The 13139-nt window shown below is 63.0% G+C and carries 14 protein-coding genes; 6 read left to right on the forward strand and 8 right to left on the reverse strand.

The window, feature by feature from the left end:
* Positions 1-21: 21 nt before the first annotated feature.
* The 3 genes from FJ543_RS30955 to FJ543_RS30965 form a co-directional block, all read right to left on the reverse strand.
* Positions 22-1050 (reverse strand): amino acid ABC transporter substrate-binding protein, encoded by a 1029-nt coding sequence (locus tag FJ543_RS30955; RefSeq protein ID WP_015318414.1) that lies wholly within the window; start codon positions 1048-1050, stop codon positions 22-24.
* A 435-nt stretch (positions 1051-1485) separates the two neighbouring features.
* On the reverse strand, positions 1486-2337 hold the full coding sequence (locus tag FJ543_RS30960) for a DUF2182 domain-containing protein (RefSeq protein ID WP_140878686.1): 852 nt from the start codon (positions 2335-2337) through the stop codon (positions 1486-1488).
* A gap of 9 nt (positions 2338-2346) precedes the next feature.
* A complete protein-coding gene (locus FJ543_RS30965) occupies positions 2347-2982 on the reverse strand; it encodes a DUF1326 domain-containing protein (protein ID WP_140726259.1) in 636 nt (211 codons plus the stop codon).
* Positions 2983-3324: 342 nt separating this feature from the next.
* Here FJ543_RS30965 and FJ543_RS30970 point away from each other — a divergent pair, with 342 nt between their 5' ends.
* The 5 genes from FJ543_RS30970 (at position 3325) to FJ543_RS30990 (ending at position 7523) form a co-directional block, all read left to right on the forward strand.
* Complete coding sequence (locus FJ543_RS30970) at positions 3325-4512, forward strand: cystathionine beta-lyase (RefSeq protein ID WP_140717577.1); 1188 nt, start codon at positions 3325-3327, stop codon at positions 4510-4512.
* 207 nt (positions 4513-4719) lie between these two features.
* The gene (locus FJ543_RS30975; RefSeq protein WP_140878687.1) at positions 4720-5799 is read left to right on the forward strand and encodes an HPP family protein; all 1080 of its coding nucleotides are present in this window, start codon (positions 4720-4722) and stop codon (positions 5797-5799) included.
* 89 nt (positions 5800-5888) lie between these two features.
* On the forward strand, positions 5889-6575 hold the full coding sequence (locus tag FJ543_RS30980; RefSeq protein WP_224622097.1) for an RNA polymerase sigma factor: 687 nt from the start codon (positions 5889-5891) through the stop codon (positions 6573-6575).
* Between the two features lie 106 nt (positions 6576-6681).
* Complete coding sequence (locus FJ543_RS30985) at positions 6682-7206, forward strand: DUF4142 domain-containing protein (protein WP_015318420.1); 525 nt, start codon at positions 6682-6684, stop codon at positions 7204-7206.
* Positions 7203-7523, forward strand: coding sequence for a cupredoxin family copper-binding protein (locus FJ543_RS30990; RefSeq protein WP_181173058.1), 321 nt, complete (start codon positions 7203-7205; stop codon positions 7521-7523). Before FJ543_RS30985 ends, FJ543_RS30990 begins: the two co-directional genes overlap by 4 nt.
* On the opposite strand, the gene FJ543_RS30995 is transcribed toward FJ543_RS30990, so the two are convergent.
* Positions 7469-8365 (reverse strand): crotonase/enoyl-CoA hydratase family protein, encoded by an 897-nt coding sequence (locus FJ543_RS30995; protein WP_140878688.1) that lies wholly within the window; start codon positions 8363-8365, stop codon positions 7469-7471. The two genes, FJ543_RS30990 and FJ543_RS30995, sit on opposite strands and share 55 nt — an antisense overlap.
* An 85-nt stretch (positions 8366-8450) precedes the next feature.
* Here FJ543_RS30995 and FJ543_RS31000 point away from each other — a divergent pair, with 85 nt between their 5' ends.
* Entirely contained in the window at positions 8451-9038 is a 588-nt protein-coding gene (locus FJ543_RS31000) for a TetR/AcrR family transcriptional regulator (RefSeq protein WP_140726271.1), read from the forward strand.
* A gap of 2 nt (positions 9039-9040) precedes the next feature.
* Here FJ543_RS31000 and FJ543_RS31005 read toward each other — a convergent pair whose 3' ends face one another.
* From FJ543_RS31005 to FJ543_RS31020, 4 genes are all read right to left on the reverse strand, one after another.
* The gene (locus tag FJ543_RS31005) at positions 9041-10267 is read right to left on the reverse strand and encodes an anion transporter (RefSeq protein ID WP_015318424.1); all 1227 of its coding nucleotides are present in this window, start codon (positions 10265-10267) and stop codon (positions 9041-9043) included.
* Between the two features lie 153 nt (positions 10268-10420).
* Entirely contained in the window at positions 10421-11308 is an 888-nt protein-coding gene (locus FJ543_RS31010) for a glycosyltransferase family 4 protein (RefSeq protein WP_224622098.1), read from the reverse strand.
* A gap of 281 nt (positions 11309-11589) precedes the next feature.
* Positions 11590-12378, reverse strand: coding sequence for a GGDEF domain-containing protein (locus tag FJ543_RS31015; protein WP_015318426.1), 789 nt, complete (start codon positions 12376-12378; stop codon positions 11590-11592).
* 200 nt (positions 12379-12578) lie between these two features.
* A complete protein-coding gene (locus FJ543_RS31020; protein ID WP_015318427.1) occupies positions 12579-12800 on the reverse strand; it encodes a hypothetical protein in 222 nt (73 codons plus the stop codon).
* Between the last annotated feature and the right edge of the window lie 339 nt (positions 12801-13139).

The following is a 13139-nucleotide window of genomic DNA, read 5'->3' on the forward strand; positions in this document are numbered from 1 at the left end:
GCCTTCCGGATCACATTTCGATCAGCGGATCGGCGGCGCGTATTGCAGGCCGCCCTTGGTCCATAGCGCATTGATGCCACGCGCAATCTTGAGCGGGCTGCCGGAGCCGACATTGCGGTCGAACATTTCGCCGTAGTTGCCGGTGGCCTTGACGATGTTGACGACCCAGTCGTTGGAGACGCCGAGGTCGGTGCCGATCTTGGTGTCTGCTTCCTGGCCGAGCACACGCTTGATCTCCGGGCTGGCGGAGTTTTTCATCTCGTCGACATTGGCCTTGGTGATGCCGAGCTCCTCGGCGTCGAGCAGAGCGAAATAGGTCCACTTGACGATGTGGTACCACTGGTCGTCGCCCTGGCGAACGGCGGGTCCGAGCGGCTCTTTCGAGATGATCTCGGGCAGCACGACGTGATCGGCCGGCGAGCCGAGCGTCAAGCGAATGCCGTAAAGGCCCGACTGGTCGGTGGTGTAGACGTCGCAGCGGCCGGCATCATAAGCGGCATTGACCTCTTCGAGCTTCTCGAAGACGACCGGATTGTACTCCATCTTGTTCGCCTTGAAGTAGTCGGCGAGGTTGAGCTCGGTGGTCGTGCCGCTCTGCACGCAGACGGCGGCGCCCGAAAGCTGCAGCGCCGAATTGACGCCCGGCAGCTTCTTGGCGTTGATCATGAAGCCCTGGCCGTCATAGTAGGTCGTGCCGATGAAATTCAGGCCGAGCGCGGTATCGCGGTTGATCGTCCAGGTGGTGTTGCGCGAGAGGATGTCGACCTCGCCGGACTGCAGCGCGGTAAACCGTTCCTTGGCGCTGAGCGGCGTGAACTTGACCTTGGTGCCATCACCGAAGACGGCGGCGGCAACCGCGCGACAGAAATCGGCGTCGATGCCTTGCCAGTCGCCCTTGTCGTCCGGCGCGGAGAAGCCGGCCAGACCGGTCGAGACGCCGCACTGGATGAAGCCCTTCGCCTTGACGGTGTCAAGCGTGCCGGCCGACGCGGCCGACGCCATCAGTCCGAGCGTGGCGGCGCCAAGAATGCCGATAGCAATGTGTTTCATAACCCACAGACCCTTTTCTGTTTTTTCAGGCAAACCCTGATCTTTTTTCCCTTGTGAACGCAGCTCCCATCCCGGCCCATTCCCGAAACCCCGCATCGCAAACCGACGCGCCGCCTCCCATTCACGAACAGCATCGAAGGCGATAATTCCCGTGAGGTCAAGGAAAATGACCGAATCCGACCGGGTTTGAAAATCGATTGCCTGAAATGCCTGAATTGCAGACAAACGTGCACGCGATCTCGTCAGAAGCGCGACTTGAATCGGCAAAGCTCATTTGACGCAGATGTGAGCCGGCGCTGTAAAATCCGTTCCGGGCAATAGCTCGGCGTTACTGCCCCCGGGCACGAAATGCATTGACGTTACGGAACACCTTCGGCCGACGATTACCCATGATTGGCGGTCGATATTGCTTGTGGACAAAATCGGCGCGCGGTCTCAAAGCGCGGAAAGGCCCAGCCAGAGGCCGACCGCGACCATCAATGCACCGGAGATGCGCGGGATCAATTGCCCGGCCGGGACTACCTTCTCCAGGAGAACAAGGATGGCGATGCCGGCGATCCACAGCACGTTCATGACACCACCGACGAACAGCAGGGCCATCAGTGCCCAGCAGCAGCCGAGACAATAGGCGCCGTGATCCATGCCAAGCCGAAGCGCGCCGGGCGCGGTGGTGCGGAATCCGCCATGGCTGGCCAGGAACGCGATCGGCGCCTGGCATTGGCGCAGGCAGATGCCCTTGATCGGCGTCCATTGGTAGAGGCCGGCGGCGATCAGGATGATACCTGCGAGGACCGCGCTGTGCGCCGCTATCGCGGGATCAAGCAAGGCGAAACGAGTGAGCAGCCATTGCGCACCCGTCGCCACGATGCTGAAGACGACCCAGACGACGAGATAGCCGGTAAAAAACCATGCCGTCGAAGCGATAGGCCGGCTGTCCGCCAGCGCCTTGCGGCCGACGCCGGCATAGAGCAGCAACATCGGCGCGACCGACGGCGTCATCATGCCGACCATCATCACGGCCCACATCGTGAAGGTGAAGACGAAATCGGCCGATGCCCAGGCCCGGAAACCCGGCACCACGGCGGCGCCCATATCCATGCCGCCCATGTTCATGCTCGCCATGTCCATCCCGGCCATGTCGCCTGCCTCGCCGCCCGACACCGGGCTACCCATGTCGGCGGCTAGCCAAAGAACATAGGCCCAGGCGAACACGGCAATGACGGCAAGCGCGGCCGTCACGACCGCGCGGTCGCGCCGCAGCACCGCCTCGAGAGCCGTGTCGCCCATTGGATCAGGTCAATGCACGATGCCGCTCTGCGTGAGATGCAGGTTGGCGAAATGGCTATGCGTGTCCGCCACCTCGAACTTGATCGGGCTCGTCGTCTTGGTCCAGCCGCGCCCGACCTCGGCGATGGCGTATTCGAAGCCGTGCGGCAGGTCGATGCGCGCCCGGTGCTCGGCGCCGGTGACCGGGTTCTTGATCGGCTCACCACGGCCGTCGGTTACGCCCTTGACGTGCAGCCGGCCGGTTCGCCCATCGACGTCGACCTCGAAATCGATCGCGGCGAAAATCGGATCGTGGAACTTCTCCAGGGTGGTCGAAAAGACCTGGAATATTGTCGCGCCTGGCTCGGTGTCCTGACCGCCCAGTATGCGGAGCAGGGCTTCGCGCTGGGCTTCGCTGGCCCTCTCGTCGATAACCACCGCGGCCTCGCCCCTGCCCTGGTGTATCGCGCCGGGCCAGCTGAAGATGCCGACGAAGCGCAGCCCGTCGAGCTTGGTGTCGCCGTGGTGGCCGGTCTCGATCTCCATGCCGGCGACGGCTTGGCAGAATCCGTATGTCGGCATGGCATTGAACTGGCACGGGCAGCCATAGGCACAATTGCAATTGATGAATTCGCGCGCCTTCATGTTCCATTTGACGTCAGGCATGACATTCCTCCCCTTTCCGCTCGCTGAGCGGGATACCCGGATCGGGATCAGGAGATAGCCGGCAAGAACCATCCGGCAGCATCTGATCGAAGCATCCGGCGATTAACATTAGAAATTTATCATATACCTTTCGCAGCCGGCTACAATAGGTTCACCAGTTGAGGACCAAGCTTCCGACAGGCCACTGCCGCTCGTGGTTGGTCCGATTCCGGATCAGATCGCGAGCTGTCTTCCGGACCAGGAATTGGCATATTCGAAGTCCATTCCTGGCGAACGGTGGGCTGTTGCACGGTCCACGACGCCGCATTATGGCTAGCGCCTTGTTAAACAAGGCGACCAAGAATGGCGAAAGACGGCAGCGAGCAGGGTTCCGGCACGATGGGCATCAACACGCGGCTCGCCCATTCGGGCAACAACCCGCATGACTATTTCGGCTTCGTCAACCCGCCGGTCGTGCATGCCTCGACCGTGCTGTTCCCAAATGCCGCCGCGATGGCCGCACGCAGCCAGAAGTACACTTACGGCACGCGCGGCACACCGACGACGGACGCTCTTGCGCATGCCATTGACGCGCTGGAAGGCTCGGCCGGCACGATCGCGGTGCCGTCGGGCCTGGCGGCGGTGACCGTGCCGCTGCTCGCCTTCGTATCGGCGGGCGACCATCTGCTGATCGTCGATTCCGTCTATCATCCCACGAGAAACTTCGCCGACACGATGCTGAAGCGGCTCGGCGTCGAGGTCGAATATTATGCTCCCAATATCGGCGCGGGCATCGCGGCGTTGATCAAGCCGAACACCAGAGTGGTGTTCACCGAATCGCCGGCCTCCAACACGTTCGAGGTGCAGGACATCCCGGCGATCGCCAAGGCGGCGCACGCGGCCGGCGCCATCGTGATGATGGACAACACATGGGCGACGCCGCTCTATTTCCGGCCACTCGACCATGGCGTCGACATCTCGATCCATGCGGCGACGAAATATCCGGCGGGCCATTCCGACGTGCTGCTCGGCACTGTCTCAGCCAATGAGGCCTGCTGGACGCAACTCTACGAGAGCTTTTGCACGCTTGGCTGCTGTGCTGGACCCGACGACGTCTACCAGGTGCTGCGCGGCCTGCGCACGATGGGTGTGCGGCTGGACCGTCACCAGCGCAGCGCACTTGCCATCGCCTCGTGGCTCGAAGGCGAAAAAGGCGTGGCGCGCGTGCTCCACCCTGCCCTTCCCAGCCATCCGGACCACGACCTTTGGAAGCGCGACTTCCGCGGTTCGAGCGGCATCTTTTCGATCGTGCTGGCCGGTGGTGGCCAGCAGGAGCAGCACGCTTTCCTCGACGCACTGCGGATCTTCGGTCTCGGCTACTCCTGGGGAGGCTATGAGAGCCTCGCGGTGCCGGTCTGGCTTGGCGACCGCGTCGTTGCGAAAGGCACTTATGAAGGTCCGCTGATACGACTGCAGATCGGCCTCGAGGATGTCGACGACTTGAAAACCGACATCCGGGGCGGGCTTGCGGCAGCGGCGCGCGCAGGCTGACCTCAAACAGAGTCAGCAAAGGGCCGCAAGCCCTTGACGCTGATGACAAAGCGCGAGGCGCTGCCAGCACTCCGGCGAAGATCGGTGCGCAATATTATTCTCCTACGTCATGACTTTACGGATTTGTTTGACTTTCAAATCGGCGAATTCGGCTGCATTGCGTGCCGCACGCATCCTCGACAGATTCAGTCCTCGCAAAGTTTTCCAATGGCCTTTCGTCTTTTTGTCCCCATCCTCGCCGGCGCCACGCTGCGCGAACGCATCCTGGCGTGTATCGGCGCCACGATCGGCATCGCGCTGACGGGCGTGATCAGCGGGCTGGCGATGGGCGGCGGCCCGCATGTGGCCCTGCTGGTCGCGCCGATGGGCGCATCCGCCGTGCTTCTGTTCGCCGTACCGGCCAGCCCGTTGGCGCAACCCTGGTCGATCATCGGCGGAAATTCCATATCGGCGCTGGTCGGCGTGACCGTGGCGCATTTCATCCATGATCCGGTGATTGCCTCAGGGCTCGCGGTGGCGCTCGCCATCGCCGCGATGTCGTTCACGCGCTGTCTTCATCCGCCAGGCGGCGCCGCCGCGCTGACGGCGGTGCTCGGCGGCCCGGCCGTCATCAGCGCGGGCTTCCTGTTCCCGTTCGTGCCGGTGGCCTTGAATTCGACCATACTGGTGGCGCTGGGCTTCCTTTTCCACAAGCTGGCGCGGCGCAACTACCCGCATGTCGCGGCACCAACCGCCAACAGCCACGGCACCGCCGATCCGCCGGCTCAGCAGCGCGTCGGTTTCCGGCCCGAGGATATCGACGCGGCGCTGACCACACTTGACGAGACCTTCGACATCGACCGCGACGACCTCGAACGGTTGCTGAGACAAGTCGAACTGCAGGCCATGGTGCGCTCGCACCGCACGCTGCTGTGCGAGGACATCATGTCGCGCGATGTGGTTTCGGTGTCCGAGCAAGCCACCGCCGACGAGGCGCGCCAGCAACTGCTCGATCACAATATCCGCACCTTGCCGGTGGTCGACGCGGATGCCCGGCTGGTTGGCGCCGTTGGCCTGCGCGAGCTGACGAAAGCCACCGGCACGGTGAAGAGCGTCATGGCAAACGCCGGCACCGCCTCGCCCGAGACGCCGGCGATGAGCCTGCTTCCGGCGCTGACCGACGGCCGCAGCCATGCCGTGGTCATCGTCGATGGCGAGCGGCGCATTCTCGGCCTGATCACGCAGACCGACCTCTTGGCGGTGGCCGCACGCGTGCAGAGGGCAGACAAGGGATTGGCGGCAGCCTAGAATACCGGTCCCGGATCCCTCTGGTCCGGGAACCTTTTGCCGGCAGGCGCATCCAATGTGCAGCATTTGCACGAGGAGATCCGGTCGCGATGAGCAAGCAGCCAATGCCCGCCACGGTGCCCGCGGTTGCCGAAAGCCCTTCCGGCGACATGCAGCTCGTCCACCGCGCGCTGACCCGCGACCCGGATGCTTTTCGCGCCATCATGAAGGTACACAACCAGCGGCTCTACCGCATCGCGCGCGGCATTCTGCGCAACGACGCCGAAGCCGAGGACGTCGTCCAGGAGGCCTATGTCAGCGCCTTCGCCAGCCTGGCGGCGTTTCGCGGCCAATCCACGCTCGCCACCTGGCTGTCACGCATCGTCATCAACGAAGCGCTCGGCCGCCTGCGCAAGAGACGTCGCACGGTGGAGATGCCTGCCGATCCGGAAGCGCGGATAATCAGGTTTCCCCTCAAATCCAACGACGATCCGGAGCGGACGATGGCGCAGCGGCAGATTCTCGCACTTGTCGAACGGGCGACCGACAGCCTGCCCGACATCTACCGCATGGTCTTCGTCGCCCGCGTCATCGAGGGCCTGAGCATGGAGGAAACCGCCGATTTGCTTGGCGTGCGGCCAGAGACCGTCAAGACGAGGCTGCACCGGGCGCGCGCCCTGTTGCGCAAGGCGCTGGACGACGAAATCGGCCCTGTGCTGCTCGATGCCTTCCCCTTCGCCGGTCGGCGCTGCGAGCGACTGACCCAGGCGGTAATGGGACGGCTGGGTTTTGAATGATGCCGTCCTGATTTTCCGGGAACGTTTCTCCCCGCCCCGCATCCAATGAGCGTCAACTGCAAATTCGAGCCCGGCGCCTCCGCGCGGCCGGGCCAAGGAGGATGCCATGTTCACCCGATATACCGTCGCCCTTGCCGCCCTGCTTCTCGTCGGCGCTGCGCCGGTCTCGCAAGCCGCCGACAAGCCGACCGACCCGCAGATCGCCCATATCGCCTATACAGCAGGCGTCCTCGACATCGAGGCGGCCAAGCAGGCGATCAAGAAGTCAAAGAGCAAGGAGGTCGTCGATTTCGCCAAGGACATGGAGCGCGACCACGAAGCGGTGAACAAGCAGGCGCTCGATCTCGTCAAGAAGCTCAAGGTGAAGCCCGAGGACAACGCTACCAGCCAGGCGCTGACGAAGGCGGCGAAGGAGGAACGTGCCAAGCTCGCCAAGCTGAAAGGGGCGGCCTTCGACAAGGCTTATATCGAAAACGAGGTCGCCTATCACAAGCAGGTCAATGGCGCGCTCGAAACCCTGCTCATACCGTCGGCCAGCAATGCCGAGTTGAAGAGCCTGCTCGAGACCGGCCTCAAGATCTTCCAGGGCCATGAGCAGCATGCCGAACACGTCGCCGGCATGCTGAAATGAAAACGAGCGCCTTGGGTCTTCTGGCGCGGCTGGTCGTGCTGGCTTTGGCATCCACAGCGCCGGCAGCGGCGGCAACCATCCAGGTCACCGTCGACAAGCTCGTCTTTTCGCCGGCCAGCGTCGATGCCAAGGTCGGCGACACGATCGAGTGGGTGAACAAGGACGTGATCGCCCACACGGCCACCGTGAAGGGCGGCTGGGAGGTGATAATCCCGCCGAAGAAGTCGGCAAGCATGACGCTGAAGACGGCGCAAACGGTCGACTATTTCTGCCGCTTCCATCCCAATATGAAGGGACGCTTGCTGGTGGCGCCGTGATCCAGGGCCGAGGAGGCCCGCCTTGCCTCCTCGGGCCGCGCGACATGCGTCCAGGACCCGTCGTGTCCAGGCCTGTGCCTGCTGATCCAGGCATCTAGCGCCTCGTGCAAATCGGCTGTCGGGGTCATACGGGCGAACTGCTCGGCCTCGACCAGCAAGCCTTCGGCGATGCTCAGATTGAGCCCTCGCGTTACCGCCGTGAGGATGCCCGCGGCTGCCAGTCCGGAGTGCCGAAGGATACGCCTGGCCAGATTGAACGCAGCCGGCATCAGATCGTCATGCGGGACCACCTGATTGACGAGGCCAAGGTCAAGAGCCCGCTGTGGCGGAAACCAGTCGCCGGTCAAAAGCAGTTCGAGCGCGCGCTTGCGCCCGGCGAGCCTGGGCAGGCGCTGCGTTCCGCCGAAAGTCGGCGGCATTGCCAGAGTGATCTCCGGCTTGGCGAACAGCGCGCGGTCGCTGGCAATTGCTAGCGGCACGGCCTCCGTGATTTCGCAGCCGCCGCCGAAGGCGAGGCCGTTGACGGCTGCGATGACAGGCTTGCGAAAGGCTTCCAGCCTTGCCGTCAGCCGCTGTCCCCGCATGACGAAGTCTCGCAGCGCCGTCTCGGCGCCCAGCGCCACGCTGGCCGAGAACTCCTCTATGTCGGCGCCCGCCGAGAAGGCCCGCTCGCCGGCCCCCGTCAGAATGACCGCGCGGATGCGGTCGTCGACTTCAATGTCGTCGAGTGTCGCGAGCAGGCGATCGATCAGCGCATAGTTCAACGCGTTCAGCTTTTCCGGGCGGTTGAGGGAAAGGACGGCAATGCCTTCCCTGTTTTCGTTCAGGACAAGATCGGTCATCTGGCTTCCTCCAGCATGGTGACGAGATGGAAAGGTTACGCCATTCGCGCCTTGTGTATATTCACTAGTCGGTATACTTAGATCCATGCCCGAAGCACAAAGTCCTACCCGCAAGCGCATTGTCGACGCAGCAACCAGGTTGTTTTACGCGGAGGGGATCGGCCGTGTCAGCGTCGATGCCGTCGCCGAGGAAGCAGGTCTCACGAAGCGGACGCTCTATTACCACTTCAAGAGCAAGGACGACCTCATCGCAGCCTATCTCGACGGCCGCGATCAGCCCAATCTGAAACGGATGGCCGGCTGGTTCGAGGCTGAACAAGGTGGTGTGGACAGCAAGGTCGAAGCCATCTTCGCCAACCTGGCCCGGGCCACGCGCCATCCGAAATGGAAGGGATGCGGCTTCCTGCGCACCGCCGCGGAGCTTGCCTCGATGCCAGGGCACCCGGCGGTCAAGGTCGGGGCGCGGCACAAAAGCAATTTCGAGACATGGCTGGCGGCAGAACTGTCCGGCCACCATATCGAGGGGCCGCAGGCGCTGGCGCGCGAGATCGTGCTGCTGATCGACGGCTGCTTTTCGATCATGCTCATCCATCGCAACCCCGACTACGTCGAAGCAGCCGGACGAGCCGCGGCCACGCTTGTCAGGGCGCGAATGTCGGGCAGCCAGGCCTAGCGCTACCCCCCGAACGCCAGCCACCCCGTACCGGCCAAGAGCGTAATCAACGTCAGCGGCAGGCCGACCTTGAAGAAGGCGCCGAAAGACAACGGCGTGCCTGCGGCCTTGGACTGCTCGGCGACGATCAGATTGGCGACCGAGCCGAGCAGCGTGAAATTACCGGCGAGCGTCGAGCTCATGGCCACGACCAGCCAGGCGCGCTCGGGGTTTTCCAGGCCGGGTATGAAAGGCCTGAGCGCCAGCACGGCCGGAACATTGCTCATGACGTTGGACAACACCGCGGTGAAACCCGAAAGCCTCCAGACATCGTCGAGCCCGATGTTCTTGGCCGAGGCGATCATCTCAGGTGTCAGCAGCGTCTTTTCCGCGCCGGCAACCACCACGAACAGGCCCGCGAACATGAACAGCAGCGGTCCGTCGATCTCGCGGTAGATGCGCGATGGCTTGATGGCGCGGGTCAGCAGCAGAATGGCGCCGCCGATGAGCGCCGCCTTGGCTACGGGAACACCGGCGAAGAAGGCGATCGCCAGCCCGATGCAGACGACCACCGCCTTCAGCACCTGGCCGCGATGCATGCGGCCGCGCGAGATGTGTGGCGTCAGTTCGCCGTTGCGGGTGAATTCGGCGCGGTAGACGATGCGCACGATGACGATGACCGCGACAAGGCCGAACAAGGCGACCGGGGCGAGTGCCGCCGAAAAGGCCGGATAGGAAATGCCCGACAGCGCGCCGATGACCATGTTCTGCGGATTGCCCGTGATGGTGGCGACGCTGCCGCAGTTCGAAGCGGTGGCGGTGGCGATCAGATAGGGGATCGGATTGCGGTTGATGATGCGGGTAACATGGACGACGATTGGCGCCATGACCAGGCAGATGGCATCGTTGACCAGGAAGGCCGACAGCACGCCGGTGAGGAGCGTCACCATCACCAGCAGCATGAATGGTGCATGCGCGTGCTCGATGGCGATGGCGCCAAGACCGCGAAAGGCACCCGACACCTTCAGATGAGCCACGACGATCATCATGCCGAGCAGAAGCGTGATGGTGTCGAAATTTATGGCCCGGTAGGCATCCTCCATGCTGAGCGCGCCGATGGCGATCATGGCCGCGCCGCCAAGCAGCGCGATGCCTGCCCGGTCGAGCCGCAAGCCAGGTATCCGGCCGATTGCGACGCCGGCATAGGTCAAGATCAGGATCAGCAGTGCCGCGGCGCCCGTCAATGTCATCGGTAGAAGCCCTGCTCGATCTGTCTGCGCGCCGAAGCCGGCCGCCCCGCGATTCACGTGATGCCAGCTTTAGCGCGATGTCGGGATCGATGCCAAACGGGGCACGTGGATTGCTGGCCGAGAGTGTCTGGAAAGCCGGACGGCGTGGCGCCGCTAACGCCGATAGAAGTCCAGCCGCTGTTGAACCGCCCGCGGCGAAAACAGCTGCTCGACGGTTCGCCGCGCCTTCTGACCGACGGCCACCCGCAGTGCCGGGTCGGCTTTAAGCTCGGCCAGGATCCGTGCTGCCTGTTGCGTCGTTTCGAACAGGAAACCGTTTTCGCCATGCCTGATATGATCGGCGTAGCCGCCATGCGAATGGCAAACGACCGGCAGGCCGCAGGCCATCGCCTCGAACACCACACGGCCGAACGTCTCCACATGCGAGCCGGTGCGATAATAGAAGACGTCGAGCGTCGGCAAAAACTGTTCGGCGGCAAATTCACCCTGCGGCAGGAGCTCGAGTTGCGAATGCGGCGCAACCCTGTCCTTGAGCGGCATGCCGCCCTGAATCCGCACCGCATCGCCATCGGCCAGCAATGCCTTATAGAGCGCCACATCGTCGGCATGATGCTTGTCCGCCATATCGCGGCTCAGTCGCCCTACCGTGAACGGACCGTTTGGCCTTGCCTGCCGTGGCGAGAAGCGCTCGATGTCGATGGGTGACGGATGCACGACGCCCTCGACCCGCAGCATGCGTTTCTGAAAGTCGGAGATCAGCACCAGTTCGGCACCGGGCCAACCCAGCAGGCGCGGCCTGTGGGTCGTCAGGGCGATGATCTTGGGATGAAAGGTGTTGAAGACATAGATCAGCCGGCGCGGTCGCGGGATCAGATAAGGCCACATCTTGTTGCGCCAATGCGCACCGAGAAAGACATAGGTGCCGCCAGCCGGCACATTGCGTGTTGCCGGCGAGACGCGGCGTATCGGAAATTCCTGCATCAGGTCTTCGGATACGCGCGACGAGGTCGCCCAGAGGCGCACCTGCGAGTCGGCACTCAACAGCCGATACAACTCCAGGGTTTCGCGCTCACTGCCGCCAAACGGATTCTGAAAGCCGTTGAATAAGTGGATCATGATCGCGGTGCTTACCGGGCCCGGGGCGTTTGGCCATTCAATTCCCTGCATCCCCGGGCCGTGCCGTACCCGCGAACCGCACGATCGAGGGACTCAAGAAGCAGGATTGTTTCTGGCGATGTTCCATACATCACTTGCGCGGAGGAAGCACACAGACAGGGATGCGTCAAGGAAGCGGTCGGTGCCAGCCGGCTGTAAGGCTGCCCTCAGTGGACGGTGGCGGCGCTGAGCGGAGACACTAGAGCGGCTTCCGCCGGATCGAAGCTGACCTGATCGCGTCCATTCGACTTGGCGGCATAAAGCCGTCTGTCGGCGGCGGAGAATATTGCCTCGTAGGTGGTCGGCCCGCTGAAGCTGGTGCCGCCGATGCTGACGGAAAGCGGACAGGACCGGCCATCGGGCGAAAAGTCCATTTCGCGTATCCGTCGGCGGATGCCTTCGGCAACCAGCCAGGATTGCGAGGGGTCGACGCCGGGAAGGAATACACCGAACTCCTCACCGCCGATCCGGCCGACGATATCGGTGCCACGCAGCTGGCCTTTGATCGCCTGCGCGATCAGTTTGAGCGCCTGGTCGCCGCAATCATGGCCGAGGCGGTCGTTGATCGACTTGAAATGGTCGGCATCGATGATCAGCAGCGCGCCGGTACGGGTCTCTTCCTGCTTGCGGGTCTGTTCGAGATAGGCCTCGACCAGCATCGAGAAGGCGCCGCGGTTCAGCACCGCCGTCAGGCTGTCCGTCGCGGCAATGACGCTGAGGTCGCGCTGGGCTATCGCCAGTTGGCGGATCTTCCACGTCAGGAAAAACAGAAACGAGCCGCCGAGCACCAAGGGCAGCAGAAGGTCGGTCAGCTTAGCGCGCCAGACAGACTCGGGCGAAAGATACGGGAAATTGAACGAATCGACGAAAAACGCCACGGCAATGAAGAATGCCGTGCCGGCGGCGGTGACGGCCATCACCCTGCCCCAGCTGGTGGGCGACAGGTCCAGCTTCATCCCTTTTCACTCCGTTAGCCGTCCCTACTATGACGTGCCAACGCAAACAAAATGATAAGACTTTCCTTTCAATTCGAGATCAGGTGGCGACGAGACGAGATCAGGGGCCGGGCGCTGGAGCACGATCGCCCAATAGGCGGCCGTGCCCCAATGGCGGACGCGATTTGCTCACCGGATTTCGGACAAGGGAAATTCCGAAGTCAGCGGCTGGGCGCCGGCCCAACCGCTTCGGCGACGAAGGATGCCGCGATCAGGTCGTCGGCATCCAGTTGCAAGGAACCGTCGCCAGATCCCATGATGGCGGCCACCTTGTGAAAGGTTTTCATTTCATGGCCGGAAATTTCGGCGTCTTGCATTCGGGCCCTGAGATCGGCGATACGCCGCCCCAAGGCAGGGGACGTTCCAATTTCACGTTTCGACATAGCCTTGTTTCTCCTCCCCCAACCCGCGCTTGTTTTGCCCACCCGTTCGCTTGCCCGCATAGTGCCTTTTATGAGGCTCCACGAATACAAGGCCCCGAACGCGTAGTCTTGGCCAAGGTTCCAACAGGGCCGGATCACGAAATAATTCCAGAGCCCTGTGCGGGCCGAACTCTGTTCCGGCTTCCGGTAAGCGGCGTGGCAGCACTGGCAGGCAGGGGTAGGATCGCGCGACCGCGTGAGGTCATGTAACATAAGCCATTGATGCCCTTCCCGAGAGATGGGTGACAGTTCATTCCGGATAGATGGGTTACACTTTCGGCCCTTTGCAAGGAGAGCAAG

Source organism: Mesorhizobium sp. B2-5-7 (assembly GCF_006440875.1).
Taxonomy (GTDB): Bacteria; Pseudomonadota; Alphaproteobacteria; order Rhizobiales; family Rhizobiaceae; genus Mesorhizobium; species Mesorhizobium australicum.